Source organism: Enterobacter sp. 2VL, assembly GCF_005503595.1.
GTDB lineage: Bacteria > Pseudomonadota > Gammaproteobacteria > Enterobacterales > Enterobacteriaceae > Enterobacter > Enterobacter cancerogenus.
Genome location: NZ_SCNE01000001.1, coordinates 737,563 through 754,134 on the forward strand (window position 1 = coordinate 737,563; position 16,572 = coordinate 754,134).

17 protein-coding genes are annotated in these 16,572 nt (G+C 57.9%); 6 read left to right on the forward strand and 11 right to left on the reverse strand.

Annotated features, from left to right (window positions below; genetic code table 11):
• The 3 genes from ntrB to nasR form a co-directional block, all read right to left on the reverse strand.
• Entirely contained in the window at positions 1-879 is an 879-nt protein-coding gene (gene ntrB / locus FFS28_RS03435; RefSeq protein WP_137848777.1) for a nitrate ABC transporter permease, read from the reverse strand.
• A 2-nt stretch (positions 880-881) separates the two neighbouring features.
• Complete coding sequence (locus FFS28_RS03440; protein WP_137848778.1) at positions 882-2,129, reverse strand: CmpA/NrtA family ABC transporter substrate-binding protein; 1,248 nt, start codon at positions 2,127-2,129, stop codon at positions 882-884.
• Positions 2,130-2,357: 228 nt separating this feature from the next.
• Complete coding sequence (gene nasR / locus FFS28_RS03445; RefSeq protein ID WP_137848779.1) at positions 2,358-3,542, reverse strand: nitrate regulatory protein NasR; 1,185 nt, start codon at positions 3,540-3,542, stop codon at positions 2,358-2,360.
• A 72-nt stretch (positions 3,543-3,614) separates the two neighbouring features.
• Here nasR and FFS28_RS03450 point away from each other — a divergent pair, with 72 nt between their 5' ends.
• Both FFS28_RS03450 and FFS28_RS03455 read left to right on the forward strand, forming a co-directional pair.
• Entirely contained in the window at positions 3,615-3,968 is a 354-nt protein-coding gene (locus FFS28_RS03450; protein WP_006175879.1) for a DsrE/DsrF/TusD sulfur relay family protein, read from the forward strand.
• 106 nt (positions 3,969-4,074) lie between these two features.
• Positions 4,075-5,859, forward strand: a complete 1,785-nt coding sequence (locus FFS28_RS03455; protein WP_137848780.1) for a methyl-accepting chemotaxis protein — start codon at positions 4,075-4,077, stop codon at positions 5,857-5,859.
• 22 nt (positions 5,860-5,881) lie between these two features.
• On the opposite strand, the gene FFS28_RS03460 is transcribed toward FFS28_RS03455, so the two are convergent.
• Entirely contained in the window at positions 5,882-6,580 is a 699-nt protein-coding gene (locus FFS28_RS03460) for a gamma-glutamylcyclotransferase (protein WP_137848781.1), read from the reverse strand.
• 177 nt (positions 6,581-6,757) lie between these two features.
• Positions 6,758-6,988, reverse strand: coding sequence for a putative cation transport regulator ChaB (gene chaB, locus FFS28_RS03465; protein WP_006175884.1), 231 nt, complete (start codon positions 6,986-6,988; stop codon positions 6,758-6,760).
• Between the two features lie 269 nt (positions 6,989-7,257).
• Between chaB and chaA the strand changes: the two genes are divergently transcribed.
• Entirely contained in the window at positions 7,258-8,358 is a 1,101-nt protein-coding gene (gene chaA / locus FFS28_RS03470; RefSeq protein WP_042319988.1) for a sodium-potassium/proton antiporter ChaA, read from the forward strand.
• Positions 8,359-8,432: 74 nt separating this feature from the next.
• Here the strand turns inward: chaA and kdsA are convergent, their stop codons facing one another.
• The 6 genes from kdsA to hemA are packed head-to-tail and all read right to left on the reverse strand — an operon-like array spanning position 8,433 to position 13,736.
• A complete protein-coding gene (kdsA, locus tag FFS28_RS03475; protein ID WP_006175888.1) occupies positions 8,433-9,287 on the reverse strand; it encodes a 3-deoxy-8-phosphooctulonate synthase in 855 nt (284 codons plus the stop codon).
• Positions 9,288-9,323: 36 nt separating this feature from the next.
• A complete protein-coding gene (gene sirB1 / locus FFS28_RS03480) occupies positions 9,324-10,133 on the reverse strand; it encodes an invasion regulator SirB1 (RefSeq protein ID WP_006175892.1) in 810 nt (269 codons plus the stop codon).
• A gap of 3 nt (positions 10,134-10,136) precedes the next feature.
• Positions 10,137-10,529 carry an invasion regulator SirB2 gene (gene sirB2 / locus FFS28_RS03485; RefSeq protein ID WP_137848782.1) on the reverse strand — a complete coding sequence of 131 codons (393 nt, stop codon included), beginning with the start codon at positions 10,527-10,529 and terminating at the stop codon, positions 10,137-10,139.
• Positions 10,526-11,356 carry a peptide chain release factor N(5)-glutamine methyltransferase gene (gene prmC, locus FFS28_RS03490; RefSeq protein WP_137848783.1) on the reverse strand — a complete coding sequence of 277 codons (831 nt, stop codon included), beginning with the start codon at positions 11,354-11,356 and terminating at the stop codon, positions 10,526-10,528. The genes sirB2 and prmC overlap by 4 nt, the downstream gene beginning before the upstream one ends.
• Positions 11,356-12,438 (reverse strand): peptide chain release factor 1, encoded by a 1,083-nt coding sequence (prfA, locus tag FFS28_RS03495; protein WP_006175899.1) that lies wholly within the window; start codon positions 12,436-12,438, stop codon positions 11,356-11,358. Before prfA ends, prmC begins: the two co-directional genes overlap by 1 nt.
• A 41-nt stretch (positions 12,439-12,479) precedes the next feature.
• Complete coding sequence (hemA, locus tag FFS28_RS03500) at positions 12,480-13,736, reverse strand: glutamyl-tRNA reductase (protein WP_042319992.1); 1,257 nt, start codon at positions 13,734-13,736, stop codon at positions 12,480-12,482.
• Positions 13,737-13,936: 200 nt separating this feature from the next.
• Here hemA and lolB point away from each other — a divergent pair, with 200 nt between their 5' ends.
• The 3 genes from lolB to prs all read left to right on the forward strand — a co-directional run bounded on the left by lolB (position 13,937) and on the right by prs (position 16,485).
• Positions 13,937-14,548, forward strand: coding sequence for a lipoprotein insertase outer membrane protein LolB (gene lolB / locus FFS28_RS03505; RefSeq protein WP_137848784.1), 612 nt, complete (start codon positions 13,937-13,939; stop codon positions 14,546-14,548).
• Positions 14,545-15,414, forward strand: coding sequence for a 4-(cytidine 5'-diphospho)-2-C-methyl-D-erythritol kinase (ispE, locus tag FFS28_RS03510; protein ID WP_137848785.1), 870 nt, complete (start codon positions 14,545-14,547; stop codon positions 15,412-15,414). Before lolB ends, ispE begins: the two co-directional genes overlap by 4 nt.
• A 123-nt stretch (positions 15,415-15,537) precedes the next feature.
• Positions 15,538-16,485, forward strand: coding sequence for a ribose-phosphate diphosphokinase (prs, locus tag FFS28_RS03515; RefSeq protein ID WP_003856663.1), 948 nt, complete (start codon positions 15,538-15,540; stop codon positions 16,483-16,485).
• The last annotated feature ends 87 nt before the right edge of the window (positions 16,486-16,572 follow it).

Here is a 16,572-nt window from a genome sequence, read left to right on the forward strand (position 1 = left end):
TTATTTTTCCTGCCAGCTAAAACGGCGGGCGATCAGCATCAGCCCCTGCTCCAGCATCAGCCCGACCACACCAATGATGACGATGGCGATGAGAATGTTTTCAACGTTGAGGTTGTTCCACTCGTTCCAGATCCAGAAGCCGATCCCCACACCACCGGACAGCATTTCGGCGGCGACAATCACCAGCCAGGCGATCCCTATCGACAGACGCACGCCGGTCAGTACCGCAGGCAATACCGCTGGGAAAAGAATGCGGCGCAGGATGGTCCATTCGGAAAGCTGCAGCACGCGGGCGACGTTAAGGTAATCCTGCGGGATCCGGCGCACCCCTTCGGCGGTGTTGATCACCATCGGCCAGATGGAGCAGATGAAAATGGTCCAGCTGGAGGCAGGCTCCGCTTTCTGGAACAGCAGCAGGCCGATGGGCAGCCAGGCCAGCGGGCTGACGGGGCGCAGCAGCGCAATCAGCGGGTTGAACATGCGCGAGAAAAAGGTGAAGCGGCCAATCAGAAAGCCCAGCGGAATACCGGCTATCGCCGCCAGGCCAAAGCCCACGGCCACGCGCTGGAGCGAGGCCAGCACGTTCCAGCCGATGCCCATATCATTCGGTCCGTCGCGGTAGAAAGGATCGGCAAACAGGGTTAACGCTGAATCCAGGGTGCTGAGCGGCGTCGGAAAGCCTTTACTGTTAATGGCGGCGAGCTGCCAGAGCACCACCATCAGCCCGAGACCGAGAAATGCCGGGATAACACGTTGCAGGAGGTCATTCATCCGGCGCGTAAACCCCGGTCCACGGCGGCGAACCGGCACCGGTGGCAGCGCGATCACCTCAGCGCTGACCGGCGTCTCTTGTGGCTGTGTATTTTGCAGATGCGACATAATCAGGCCCCTTTACGGTGAATAGCGAAGCGGTTGGCGTAACCGTCCGGATCGGTGCCGTTCCAGACGGTACCGTCCATCAACGTGCTGCTGCGAAGCGGTGATGACGGCGTGGAGATGCCGCCGACGGCGGTTGCCGCGTCCTGCCAGACCGCGGTCTGGTTGATGCGTTGCGCGATGGCGTTATAGTCCGGGGCGGACTTTAGCAAGCCCCAGCGGCGGAACTGGGTTAAGAACCAGGTGCCGTCGGAGAGATACGGGTAGCTGACGGCCCCGTCATTGAAGAAGCGAATCGGGTGGTCATCCTGCCAGCGCTGCCCCAGTCCGTTGTCGTACTCGCCCAGCATTCGCCCGGTGAGATACTGCTCTTTGCAGTTAAGCCATGCCCGACGGGAGAGGATCTGCGCGGTTTCGCGTTTGTTTTCCGGCGAGGCGTCTATCCAGCGGGCGGCTTCCAGCACCGCGCTCACCAGCGCCCGTGCGGTATGCGGGTTCTTCTCCACCCAGGCGCGGCGGGTGCCGAGGATTTTTTCCGGGTGATCGGCCCAGATGGACTGGGAGGTGGCGGCGGTAAACCCGATGCGGTCATTAATGGCGCGCGCGTTCCACGGCTCACCGACGCAAAAACCGACCATGTTGCCAATGCGCATGTTCATCACCATTTGCGGGGGCGGCACCACCACGGTACGCACATCGTCAAACGGATTGATCCCGGCGCTTGCCAGCCAATAGTACAGCCACATGGCGTGGGTGCCCGTCGGGAAGGTGTGGGCAAAGGTGTAAGTGCCGGGAGGCTGCTGAGCGACCCGCTTTTTCAGCCCGTCGAGATCGCGCACGCCCTTCTCTGCCAGATCGCTTGAGAGCGTGATCGCCTGGCCGTTCTGGTTAAGGGTCATCAGGTTTGCCATCTCCTGCGGCTTGCCGGCGATGCCCAGCTCAAGCCCGTACAGCAGGCCGTAAAGAATGTGTGCGGCATCCAGTTCACCGGCAACCAGTTTGTCGCGTACAGCCGCCCAGCTCGCCTCTTTGGTCGGCACGATGGTGATGCCGTACTTTTTATCAAACCCCTTCAGCGCCGCGATAACCACCGGCGCGCAGTCGGTGAGCGGGATAAACCCGATCCGCACCGTCTGCTGCTCCGGCCTGTCCGACCCCGCCGCCCACGCGGCCTGCATGATGCCGGGTAACAGCATTGCGCCGCTCGCCAGCATGCTGGCCTGCAAAAACCGTCGTCTCGACAAATCCGCCATAACCACTCCCGAAAAAAAGCCAAAAAAAAGCGCCCGTCGATGCCGGAGCACCGCTGGACGCCTTTATCCTGAAAACGCATGCGCCGCCGTTGGCGCACCGTCAATCTTTGTTAATCTGATAATGCAAAGGGGATGCCAGGTTTTAAGCTGTTGTTTTCAGGGCTTCCCCGCCCGTTGCCCTCTCACGGCGCACCTCAATCAGGCATGACATGCCCGCTGATTGTGCAACTACGCCTTCGGCGCGGGCTGCCAGAGGTTCTTCACGGTGAGCAGCGCATGGGCGATATCCACCATGCGCTGATTTTTGTCCATCGCCATTTTGCGCAGCGTTGTCCACGCCTGCTCTTCGCTCATGGCGTGATGCGTCATCAGGATGCTTTTGGCTTTGTCGATGGTCTTGCGCTCCTCCAGCGTTTCGCGCAGGGAGGCCAACTGACGGGAAAGACTGTCGATCTCACGTGCCTGCTCGCGCACCAGCGGCAGCAGAGGTTTATCCGGGAAATGGGTAAACGCCTCGTTGTCCTCGCAGACCCGCAGCGTGCGTTCATCCGCCCCGTGAATACGTTCATCCACCATCGCCATGAGATCGGCGATGGCTAATTCCTCCAGCGTGCGCAGGTGTTCCAGGCGTGCCGTCTGCAACGCAAACCACCTCAGGGCAGTGTTTCCCTTGTCCGCCGCCGGCTGACGGGTACAGGCCACGCGCCTGAGCTGCTCTGTTTCGAGGTCCGGCATACAGTTAAGCGCAAACGTCTCCTGCACATCGGCCCGGCTGTAAGACAAAAAAACCTCAAAGCAGGCCTGCTGCCCGTCGATACGGTCCACCAGCCGCTGGCGGGTTTCATCATCAAAAAAGCCCTGCGTGAAGCCCGTTGCGCCCAGCGCACGCTCCTGCCCTACCCACTCTTTGCCCTGCATCAGGCTATAAAGTGCGACAAACCGGCCCGCGATTTGCGGATCGTCAATGCTGTCATTGAGCTGAGGAATGATACTGAGCAGATGGCGAAGTATCCGGCTGTAGCGTTCCATCGCCTGCGGGGCCGTCACGTTTTGCCGTTCGACGTCGTCACGCAGCGCCGGAAGCGACGCCAGCGCGTGCAGCGCACCGGCAATGCGTTCGCACACCGCGCTGCCGGGCATCGGCGTTTGCAGGTTAAGCTGACGGTTGAACGCCGTCAGATTTTCATCGACCAGCGCCTTGCTGGCCCGACATTCCGGGCCGTAGAGCTGCCCCCGGGAGCAGAGCCAGACGTTTGACGCCCCGCGCTCGCACTGTAGCATATGCACCAGTCGGCTGATGCCGTTGACCAGCGCCCCCAGAACCGCCAGGGTATTAAGCTGCTCGCGGCGCATCACCGTGGCACGATGAAGCCATTCATTTGCGCCCGATAAACTGTCAGCCTTTATCGTCATACTCGCTCTCCGGTTCCCTATTCCCCGTAGAGCTAAGCAATATTCATGCCTTTTAACCGAACAGGAGTTTCCATGCAGAAGATTACGATTGTCGCCAACGGAGCGGCCTACGGCAGTGAATCCCTTTTTAACAGCCTGCGCCTGGCAATCGCCCTGTGCGAGAAAGAGCATCGCCCTGAACTGCGCCTCTTTTTGATGTCGGATGCGGTCACCGCCGGGCTGAAGGGGCAAAAACCTGCCGAGGGGTACAACATTCAGCAAATGCTCGAGATCCTGACGGCGCAAAACGTGCCGGTTAAGCTGTGTAAAACCTGCACCGACGGGCGCGGCATCACCGGGCTGCCGCTGATTGACGGGGTGGAAATTGGCACGCTTGTTGAGCTGGCAGACTGGACTCTGTCCGCCGATAAAGTATTAACTTTTTAATAATAAACCCGGTTTAATATTATTTTCTAATGGACGCGGTTTCAGCATCAAGTTTGCCTGCCACATTGCCGATAGGCATGGAAACAACACAGCAGGTATTTCACTTATGTTCAGATCCATTCGCGCTCGCATTATCGCCGCGACGACGGGTTGTCTCGTCGTCGCCCTTCTTCTCAACACCATCATCAACTTTCAGGTCACGCGTCAGGATAACCAGCAGTCGCAGCGGGATATCCTCGCCAGCACCAGCGCCAGCCATAACATGGCCATTGCGGAGTGGGTAAAGGGTAAAATGACCGTGATCGCTTCCGCGCAGAGCGTGGCGCTGAGCGACGATCCGGTTCCGACCTTTAAGCAGCTCGCGCAGGCGGGTGGATTTACAAACGTCTATGTTGGCTATGCCAGCAAAACGGCAAAGTTCTCGGATCCTGCGGGGGTTCCGGCGGATTACGACCCGACCATCCGCCCGTGGTATCAGCAGGTGGTCAGCGCCGACGCGCCTGTGGTTACCGCCCCGTACGTCGACGCCGGCACCGGTAAGCTGGTGGTGACGTTTGCCGTCCCGGTGAAAGAGAATGGCGTGCTGAAAGCGGTTGTTGCCGGTGATGTAGCCATGGACAGCGTGGTGGCGAACGTGCGCGGCATTCATCCGACGCCTGAGAGCAGCGGGCTTTTGGTCGACAGCGATGGCACCGTGATTGCCGCCAACGACGCGGCGCTCACGCTCAAACCGCTCGGTGAATCCGTTAAAGGGATTGATTTTGCCGCCCTGAAAAACGGTGCGCCCGTCGACGGCACGTTTAACGGCATAGCGAAAACCTTTGTGGCGACGGCCATTCCCGGCACGCACTGGATGCTGATTGTAGCGCTGGACAACAACGATGCCACTTCCGGCATGCGCGCGCTGCTGAAGGCCTCTGCGCTGTCGCTGGTGATCCTGGTCTTGCTGAGCGGCGCGGTGGTTCACATTGCCATCGCCCGTCTGCTGAAAAGGCTGTCGGATATCCGCGACGCGATGCACAGCATCGCCAACGGCACCAATGACCTGTCCCAGCGTCTGCCGGACAACGGCGACGATGAGGTAGCGCAAATCGCCCAAGCGTTTAACGCCTTCAGCGACAAACTCTCGGTGGTGATGGTGCAACTGCGCGATGCCAGCGCATCCGTGAAGAATGCGGCGAAGGAGATTGCCGCAGGCAACCAGGATCTTTCGGGGCGCACCGAGCAGGCCGCCTCCAGCCTGCGTGAGACGGCCAGCGCCGTAGAGCAGATCACCGCGTCGGTGACCCAGTCCAATGCGTCAGCGGCGCAAGCCAACGATCAGGCGAGCAAGGCCTCCGCCGCCGCCTCACGCGGGGGCGAGGTGGTCTCTCAGGCCATCAGTACCATGCAGTCGATTGAGGTGGCGTCGGCAAAAATTGGCGATATCACCAGCGTGATTGACGGTATTGCTTTCCAGACCAACATTCTGGCGCTGAATGCCTCGGTCGAAGCGGCGCGCGCTGGCGAGCAAGGACGTGGGTTTGCCGTGGTGGCCGGGGAAGTGCGTAATCTTGCCAGCCGCAGTGCGCAGGCGGCGAAAGAGATCAAATCGCTTATCGACTCCACCACCAACAGCGTGGCAACCGGATCGCGCTATGTGCATCTGGCGGGTGACAGCATGAATGAGATCCGGGCCAGCATCGGCAGCGTCTCGGGCATCATGCGCGAAATCTCCATCGCCACCAGTGAGCAGATGAAAGGTATTCACGAGATAAACCACGCGGTGACGCATCTGGATCGGATGGTGCAGCAGAACGCGGAACTGGTGGTCGAGTCGGCCGCTGCGGCCAGCGCCCTGCAGAGCCAGGCGGGCGATCTGGCGGAAACGGCCGGGCATTTCCGCATTTAAACCGTTCTTACGCGCGGAGGCCTTAACGCGCGCCCGCCGGGGTCAGGCACAGCCCCGGCACATTCCCTTCCAGCAGCGCTTTCACCTTCACCACCAGCTCATTCAGGCAATCATCTTTCATGCCAAGGCGGGTCAGCTCCTGATCGAGGGAGAAAAGGTACTGCGCGTTGGTGCCCAGCGGGCCGCTGGCGGCCGCGATCAGCGGAGCAATCACCTGCGTGCGGGTATCGGCTTCATACAGTGGATGGCGTGGGTCCATGATAAACACCAGCGCGTTGACGGTGCGGCCGTCGTCGAGTTCCAGCTTGCACCAGCTGGGCATGTAGCACCCGGTGATCATCTCGCGCTTCCAGAGCAGCGTCAGCTCCTCCTGCAGTGTGGCATCCGGCAGGCGGTAGGCCACGCCCGTGGTGCGTCCGCCCTCTTTCAGTGCAAGCATGCGCCCTGGCTGACAGGCACTGCCGCGGCCCGCGGTCAGGCGCAGGCAAAACGCGCGATGCCATCCGGGGAGCGTGCCCGTCGCCGATTCGACAAATTCGAGGGCCGGGTTCCACATCAGCGAACCATAGCCAAAGATCCATACCGGGCCATCGTCAGGACGGCAGGAAAGCGTGGCAGCGAGCGACGCCGCACGTTGTTCAGCCGACCAGAGAAGCGATTCCTCAATAGCACCAAATGCCGTCTTACAATCCGCTTTCATCAAGAAATCACGCGTTAACACTTTATACCTCCGCCACTGCATGCTTCCTTGCGACCGCTGTAATCCGCCTTCCCGACATTATCTACTGGTCATTTTACCAGCAGGGGATTAACGATAAGCAATTCGCGGGCCAGTTGCAATACAACGGAAGTTCAACCGCCTTAAAAGTCAAAACCGGGCCAGGTAAGGGTTTCGCGGCTATTTCTTTTTATGCCACTTATCATCGTCTCCTTTCTCGTAATCATTTTTCACTGCCGCCCAGGCGACTTTATGGGCGGTCTCTTCGCGGCTGGCATCATCCCGGCGGTCGTCTTTATCTTTATACTGATCCCAGGCGCTGTTAAACGCTTCTTTGTAGATATCCTGGGCATGGGCTGGCAGGACGTGCTGTACGCTATCGGGCAGTTCGCTTTTCGATTTATAGGGCATGGTTTACCTCACTTTTGTGTAAAAGGTTAAGTGTGGACGACGATGCCACAGGTTGCCACGCCGATTAAGAATTTGGATTAATACAAATATTAATTACCTGTTATTTATGAAGTATTCTTCCAAGAATGATCTTTTTGACCATCAGCCTTAAATTTTTGCTAAAAGGGTAAAATTAAGTAAAAAATAAAGGGGAAATAGCAGAATTCTGTTAGTTTATTGACCTTAAAATTCTATCTATAATGACAACACCTGCATTGATGGAGAAGCACATGACAGCAGCACACGAGGCGGTTAAGACCCGCCACAAGGAGACGTCACTCATTTTCCCGGTTCTGGCACTGGCTGTGCTGCTCTTCTGGGGAAGCAGTCAGTCACTGCCAGTGGTGGTTGGTATCAATATCCTTGCGCTGGTCGGGATCTTAACCAGCGCCTTTAGCGTAGTCCGCCATGCCGACGTATTAGCCCACCGCCTGGGCGAACCGTACGGCTCCTTAATCTTAAGCCTTTCGGTCGTTATTCTCGAAGTCAGCCTGATCTCCGCCCTGATGGCGACGGGCGACGCCGCACCTACGCTGATGCGCGACACCCTGTATTCCATCATCATGATTGTGACCGGCGGTCTGGTGGGCTTTTCGCTGTTACTGGGCGGGCGTAAATTCGCGACCCAATATATGAATCTGTTTGGGATTAAACAGTACCTGATCGCCCTTTTCCCGCTGGCAATCATTGTGCTGGTCTTCCCGATGGCGCTGCCGGGGGCGAACTTTACCACCGGGCAGGCGCTGCTGGTTGCCCTGATTTCCGCAGCCATGTACGGCGTGTTCCTGCTGATCCAGACCAAAACGCACCAGAGCCTGTTTGTCTATGAGCATGAAGATGACGGCGACGACGATGATCCGCATCACGGCAAACCCTCGGCCCACAGCAGCGCGTGGCACACCGTCTGGCTGATCGTGCATCTGGTTGCGGTTATCGCTGTGACCAAGATGAACGCAAACCCGCTTGAAACGCTGTTAACCGAGCTGAATGCCCCGGTTGCCTTTACCGGCTTCCTGGTAGCGCTGTTGATCCTCTCTCCGGAAGGGCTGGGCGCGTTGAAAGCGGTGCTGAACAATCAGGTGCAGCGCGCCATGAACTTGTTCTTCGGTTCGGTGCTGGCAACGATCTCCCTCACCGTGCCGGTGGTGACGTTAATTGCCTTTATGACGGGTAATGACCTGCAGTTTGCGCTGGGCGCGCCGGAGATGATTGTGATGCTGGCCTCCCTGCTGCTGTGCCAGATTTCGTTCTCGACCGGGCGCACCAACGTGCTGAACGGTGCGGCGCACATGGCGCTGTTTATTGCGTATTTGATGACGATATTTGCGTAGCGTGTTTGCCGGGTAAGCGCAGCGCCACCCGGCAATAAACGCCATAAAAAAACCCGCCGAAGCGGGTTTTTTTATTAGTTGCTGGTATCCAGCTCGTCGAAGCTCTTCACCAGATCGTCAATCGCTTTGATCTGTTTCAGGAAGGGTTCAAGTTTGTCCAGCGGCAGTGCGGACGGGCCATCGCACTTGGCGTTGGCAGGATCCGGGTGCGCCTCAATGAACAAGCCCGCCAGACCTGTCGCCATACCGGCGCGCGCCAGTTCGGTAACCTGAGCACGACGGCCGCCGGACGCCGCACCAAACGGGTCGCGGCACTGCAGGGCGTGGGTTACGTCGAAAATCACCGGAGACTGGTTAGAGACGTTCTTCATCACGCTAAAGCCCAGCATATCAACCACCAGGTTGTCATAGCCGAAGTTGGCTCCGCGATCGCACAGGATAACTTTGTCGTTACCGCCTTCGATAAACTTATCCACGATGTTGCCCATCTGCCCTGGGCTCACGAACTGCGGCTTCTTCACGTTGATGACGGCACCGGTTTTCGCCATCGCTGCCACCAGGTCGGTCTGGCGCGCCAGGAACGCAGGCAGCTGGATAACGTCTACCACGTCTGCCACAGGCTGCGCCTGTGAGGCTTCATGCACGTCGGTGATCACTTTAACGCCAAAGGTCTGCTTCAGCTCCTGGAAAATTTTCATCCCCTCTTCCAGGCCCGGGCCACGGTAAGAGTTGATGGAGGAGCGGTTGGCTTTATCAAAAGAGGCTTTGAACACGTACGGGATGCCCAGTTTCTGGGTCACGGTCACGTAGTGCTCGCAGATACGCATCGCGAGATCACGGGATTCCAGCACGTTCATACCGCCAAACAGCACGAACGGCAGGTCGTTTGCCACGTTGATATCACCAATGCTAACCACTTTTTGTTTCATAGGATCGCCTTATTCAGGTGTGAATCGGAATTAAGATTAATGCAGTGTAATTTGTTTGTGCGAGATCGCGTTAATCTGCGCGCGGATCATTTCGCTAATCGGATCTTCCGGGCACTGTTCAACGAAATAACTCAAATCATTCAGCGCCACATGCTCGCAGTCGAGCTGGGCATAAATCAGCCCCCGGTCGCGAATTTCATACGGATCTTCCGGGTTAAACTGCAGCAACACCTCGCTTGCGCGTAAGGCCAGCTCCATCTGCCGCTCTTCCATCAGCGCGGACTTCAGCGTATCGAGCAGCTTGCGGATCACTTCTGCGTTATCCGCTTCGTCGAGATCTTCGTTAAACAACTCGGCGACCGGGCTGATGTTGCCTTTAAGCCAGACGTCCAGCGTGTGTTCATCCAGCGTGTCGCCGTTAAACGGATTGATTAACCACATCTCACCGTCCAGCCACTCCGCCCGCAGGATCATCTGCGTCGGGAAGATGACCGGCACCAGCGGAATATCCAGACGATGGGCGACCCACAGTAAAATAGCGCCCAGCGCGACGGCACTACCCTGACGATTTTTCAGAACCTGATCCAGCCATAAGGCGTCAGACAGGCGATACACGCCACGCGTGTCGCAAAAACCCCATTCGCCGTAGAAAAGCTCCACCAGCTTTTCAAGCTGCCAGTCCTGCGGACGCGCCTGATTGATCTCCTCACGCGCCAGGCTGACCAGCTTCTCCAGCTCCGCGTATACGAACTGCGACGTAAAGTCGTCGCGGATCATCTCTGAAATCAAGATCATGCCATCGCAGAGCGGCACTTTATTAAATTCGAAATCGGCTAAGGACCTCATGACTTACCCCAGTATCGGTATTCTTGTGGCGGCGAGTTTAATGATGATGTACAGCACCACCAAACCCAGCAGAAAGGCGATAAACCCGGTCTGCTGGCTGCGCGGACGACGACGCCCAAGCGCGATAAAACCCAAAACGATGTAGATGATAACGCCAAACAGCTTTTCAGTCAGCCATGCGCCTTTATCAGTAAATGGCAGATAGCCCGTTTTCCACATCAACCCGGCCCCGGAAAGGAACAGCAGCGTGTCGATACAGTGCGGCGCAATACGCACCCAGCGGGCGTCAATCAACGGATTATTGCTGTAACGCCACGCGTAGCGGACGATAAAGAACGCTATCGTCAACGCGACACACACAAGGTGGACGGTAATCAGCACGGTAAAAAGACTCATGCCCATTGACCCAGCGTCAGGCGTTCGTTGCCGCCATAATCACGACAGGTTTCGACGCCCGTGTAGCCCGCGCGGGTGAACAGGTCACGCACCGCCTCGCCCTGGGTCCAGCCATGTTCCACCAGCAGCCAGCCGCCGTGAAGCAAATGTTGTCGTGACGTTGTCACAATGTGATCGAGATCGGCAAGCCCCTCGCCGGACGCCACCAGCGCCGTGCGCGGCTCAAAGCGAACGTCACCCTGCGCCAGATGGGGGTCATTTTCGTCGATGTAGGGGGGATTACTGACAATCATCCCAAAGCTGCGCGCCTCAAGCGCGCTGAACCAGCTGCTTTGCAGCACCGTCACGTTGCACAGCTCAAGGCGCTGGACGTTGCGCTGCGCCAGCGCGACCGCATCAGGCATCAGATCGACGGCCGTTACGCTGCAATCAGGACGCTCGCTGGCAAGCGCCAGGGCAATCGCGCCGGTGCCGGTACCCAGATCGAGGATCGCCGTACTCTGCTCTGGCAACCGGGCCAGCGCCTGTTCGACCAGACACTCGGTGTCCGGGCGGGGGATCAGCGTAGCGGCAGAGACATACAGCGGCAGCGACCAGAACTCGCGCTCGCCGACCAGGTGCGCCACCGGCTCACCGGTCTTACGGCGGGCAAGCAGCACCGAAAGCGCCGCTTCCTGTTCAGCGGTCAGCGCCGTCTCGCCGAAGGCAAGCAGCCAGGTACGGGTTTTCCCCGTCACATGCTCCAGCAAAATTTCGGCGTCGCGTTTAGGGCTTTCACTCTCTGAAAGCGCACTGGCGGCGTGGCGTAACCAGTGTTGAAAATCCATTATTCCTGCTCGGACAAGGCCGCCAGCTGGTCGGCCTGGTATTCCTGGACGATAGGCTCAATCAGCATATCGAGCTTGCCTTCCATGGTTTCATCCAGGCGGTAGAGCGTCAGGTTGATGCGGTGATCGGTTACGCGCCCCTGCGGGAAGTTGTAGGTGCGGTTACGATCGCTGCGATCGCCGCTGCCCAGCAGGTTGCGACGGGTAGAGGCTTCAGCCTGCTGGCGCTTCGCCACTTCGGCGGCACGGATACGTGCGCCCAGTACGGACAAGGCTTTGGCTTTGTTCTTGTGCTGGGAACGCTCGTCCTGACACTCCACCACGATGCCAGTCGGCAGGTGGGTAATACGGATCGCGGAGTCAGTGGTGTTAACATGCTGACCGCCCGCGCCCGAGGAGCGGAAGGTGTCGATACGCAGATCGGCCGGGTTGATGTCCGGCAGTTCGGCTTCCGGCAGCTCTGGCATCACCGCAACGGTACAGGCCGAGGTGTGGATACGCCCCTGGGATTCCGTTGCCGGTACGCGCTGCACGCGATGGCCGCCCGATTCAAACTTCAGACGCCCGTACACGCCGTCGCCGCTGATCTTGGCGATAACTTCTTTAAAACCACCGTGTTCGCCTTCGTTGGCGCTTAGGATCTCGACGCGCCAGCGACGCGCTTCAGCATAGCGGCTGTACATGCGGAACAGGTCACCGGCAAACAGCGCCGCCTCGTCACCGCCGGTTCCGGCGCGCACTTCAACAAAGGCGTTACGTTCATCATCCGGATCTTTTGGCAGTAAGAGCACCTGGAGCTGCTGCTCCATCTCTTCAGAACGCGCTTTGGCGTCCTGCAACTCTTCCTGCGCCATTTCACGCATTTCCGGGTCGTCGAGCATCATCTGCGCGGTTTCAATATCGTCCTGGACCTGTCGCCAGTCGGTATAGCATTTTGATACATCACTTAACTGCGCGTATTCCCGCGACAGCGCGCGAAAACGTTCCTGGTCTGCAATGGTCCCGGCATCGCCGAGCAGCGCCTGGACTTCTTCATGGCGCTCGTGTAGAGCTTCCAGTTTGGCGACGATAGAAGGCTTCATAGGCGTAAGTGCACCTTGTAATGGAAAATGGGTATAGGGCGCTATTCCAGCCCGAGGCTGTTGCGCAGAATAGTCAGGCGTTCATCATCCCCGTCCCGGGCGGCCTGCTGAAGTGATTTGGTTGGTGCATGGATCAGGCGGTTGGTCAGTTTCCAGGCCAGATCCTGCATGATAGCGCTTGCGTCTCCGCCCTGTTCAAGGGCAGCCAACGCTTTAGCCGTCAGGTCATCACGCACCTGTTCGGCCTGTCCGCGATAGTCGCGGATGGTCTCGCTGACGCTTTGCGCGCGCAGCCAGGCCATAAACTCGCTGGTTTCCTGCTCAACAATGGTTTCCGCCTGCACCGCCGCCGCTTTACGCTGGGCGAGGTTGTGCGAAATGATGCTTTGCAGATCGTCCACGCTGTAAAGATAGGCGTTCGCCAGTTTGCCGACTTCAGGTTCGACATCGCGCGGGACGGCGATGTCCACCAGCAGCATCGGCTGATTACGGCGGGATTTCAGCGCGCGTTCCACCATCCCCTTGCCAATGATCGGCAGCGGGCTGGCGGTAGAACTGATGATGATGTCAGCCTCTTTCAGGCGTTCATCGATGTCGCTCAGCGCAATCACCTCGGCACCCACTTCTTCCGCCAGAACCTGCGCGCGTTCACGGGTGCGGTTGGCAATAATCATCTTTTTCACTTTGTGTTCGCGAAGGTGTCGCGCCACAAGTTCAATGGTTTCACCCGCGCCCACCAGCAGCACCGTCACGGTCGATAACGATTCAAAGATTTGGCGCGCCAGGGTACAGGCGGCGAAAGCAACAGAAACCGCACTGGCACCAATGTCGGTTTCGGTTCGCACACGCTTCGCCACGGAGAATGATTTCTGGAACATGCGTTCCAGTTCGCTGGCCTTAAGATGCCCTTTATGGGAATCCGCAAACGCCTTTTTCACCTGACCGAGGATCTGTGGCTCGCCCAACACCAGCGAATCGAGACCGCTGGCCACGCGCATCAGGTGGCTGACCGCGTCGTTGTCCTGATGCCAGTACAAACTGTTGCGCAGCTCTTCTTCGTTAAGGTTGTGGTAGTCGCAAAGCCAGCGGATCAGCGCTTCGTGCAGATTGTCCTGCTCTTCTACGCTCAGATAAAGCTCGGTACGGTTGCACGTCGAGAGTACCACGCCCCCCTGCACCATCGGCTGTGCAAGCAGGCTGTCCAGCGCCAGGTCGAGCGTATCCGGCGAAAACGTAACGCGTTCTCGCAGCGAAACCGGGGCCGTTTTGTGGTTAATGCCGAGTGCTAATAGGGTCATGTGAGCGGGAGTAGTACCAGCGTTAATAAGGTTAGCAGGTCGCATCATACAGGATGCGCGAGATCAATAAAAGAGACCGCATCCTTTCGGAGTAATAGCTTACAACGCGCTTTGAGACAATTTGAACGTAGACGCTGCCACTGCGGGACGCTAGCATTAACAGTTATAACTGCAACGTATCTCAAGGATTTGTCATCATTATGACCCGACTGATTCGCCTGCTGCCTCTGGCGGCCCTGGTTCTGACCGCGTGTTCTATCACCCCTCCTAAAGGGCCGGGCAAAAGCCCTGACTCACCGCAGTGGCGTCAGCACCAGCAGGACGTGCTGAAACTGAGTCAGTACCAGACGCGCGGTGCGTTTGCCTATCTCTCCGACGATCAAAAAGTGTATGCACGCTTCTTCTGGCAGCAAACCGGGCAGGATCACTATCGCCTGCTGCTGCTGAACCCGCTTGGCAGCACCGAGCTGGAGCTTATTGCTAAACCGGGTGAAGCGCAGATCACCGACAATAAAGGCCAGCACTACACCGCGACCGATGCCGAAGAGATGATTGGCAAGCTGACCGGGATGCCGATCCCGCTCAACAGCCTGCGCCAGTGGATCCTGGGCCTGCCGGGCGAGGCGACGGATTATACCCTTGACGATCAATACCGTCTGAGCCAGGTGAACTATACCCAGAACGGCAAAAGCTGGAAAGTGGTGTACAACGCCTATGACAGCAAAACGCAGCCGTCACTGCCGTCAAATATGGAGCTGACGCAGGGGAGCCAGCGCATCAAGCTGAAAATGGACAACTGGATCGTGAAATGATGACCCAGTGGCCCTCTCCAGCAAAACTGAACCTGTTTTTATACATTACCGGGCGGCGAGCTGACGGGTATCACACCCTGCAAACGCTGTTTCAGTTTGTCGATTACGGCGACACGATCACCATCGACCTGCGCCAGGACGGGCAGATCCGCCTGCTCACGCCGGTGGACGGCGTGGAACAGGAAGATAACCTGATTGTGCGCGCCGCGCGTCTGCTGATGAAGGCAGCGCACGACACCGGGCGTTTACCTGCCGGGAGCGGAGCAGATATTAGCATTGTGAAGCGTCTGCCCATGGGCGGCGGCCTGGGGGGTGGGTCTTCCAACGCGGCAACGATTCTGGTGGCGTTAAATCATCTCTGGGGCTGTGGCCTGTCGAAAGACGAACTGGCGACTCTGGGGTTGACGCTGGGCGCAGATGTCCCGGTGTTTGTGCGGGGCCATGCCGCATTTGCAGAAGGCGTGGGCGAAGTGCTCTCGCCGGTACAGCCGCCGGAAAAGTGGTATCTGATTGCCCATCCTGGCGTGAGCATTCCCACGCCCGTCATCTTCAACGATCCGGACCTGCCGCGAAATACCCCGACGCGGTCAATAGAAACGTTATTAAAATGTGAATTCAGCAACGATTGCGAGGTTATCGCAAGAAAACGTTTTCGCGAGGTTGATGCCGTGCTTTCCTGGCTGTTAGAATACGCGCCGTCGCGCCTGACTGGCACAGGGGCTTGTGTCTTTGCTGAATTTGACACCGAGTCCGCCGCTCGTCAGGTGCTTGAGCAAGCGCCGGTTTGGCTGCATGGTTTTGTAGCGCGCGGGATGAATTCCTCCCCGCTACAGCATGCCATTCTGGCGCAGACTGAGTTTCGGTGACAACGTCACCCTGTTCCAGACGTTGCATCGCGCTCTTTAATACACCGCCTGGATAGCTTTCGCTTAGGCCCCGCAGTTTGCGGCGAAGCTATCCACCACTGGACGCATGCCTGAGGTTATCTCGTGCCTGATATGAAGCTTTTTGCTGGTAACGCCACCCCGGAACTAGCACAACGTATTGCCAACCGCCTGTACACTTCCCTCGGCGACGCCGCTGTAGGTCGCTTTAGCGACGGCGAAGTCAGCGTACAAATCAATGAAAATGTACGCGGTGGTGATATTTTCATCATCCAGTCCACCTGTGCTCCAACCAACGACAACCTGATGGAACTGGTTGTTATGGTCGATGCCCTGCGCCGTGCTTCTGCAGGACGTATCACTGCTGTAATCCCTTACTTCGGCTATGCTCGCCAGGACCGTCGCGTCCGTTCCGCGCGTGTACCTATCACCGCAAAAGTGGTTGCTGATTTCCTCTCAAGCGTGGGCGTTGACCGCGTTCTGACCGTTGACCTGCACGCAGAGCAGATTCAGGGCTTCTTCGATGTTCCGGTTGATAACGTATTCGGCAGCCCAATCCTGCTGGAAGACATGCTGCAGCTGAACCTGGACAACCCAATCGTGGTTTCTCCGGATATCGGTGGTGTGGTACGTGCCCGTGCCATCGCTAAGCTGCTGAACGATACCGACATGGCGATCATCGACAAGCGTCGTCCGCGCGCTAACGTTTCTCAGGTGATGCACATCATCGGTGACGTTGCTGGTCGCGACTGCGTGCTGGTTGATGACATGATCGATACCGGCGGTACGCTGTGTAAAGCGGCGGAAGCGCTGAAAGAGCGTGGTGCTAAACGCGTATTCGCCTACGCGACTCACCCGATCTTCTCCGGTAATGCGGTGAATAATCTCCGCAACTCCGTTATCGACGAAGTTGTGGTGTGCGATACCATCCCACTGAGCGACGAGATCAAAGCGCTGCCAAACGTGCGCACCTTGACCCTGTCCGGGATGCTGGCAGAAGCGATTCGTCGTATCAGCAACGAAGAATCCATCTCTGCAATGTTCGAACACTAATCGAACACGGCCGAAAAACCCGCTGCGGCGGGTTTTTTTGTCTCTGTATTTTATTTGTATGACTAATGCCTCCTTCACCTGCCATTT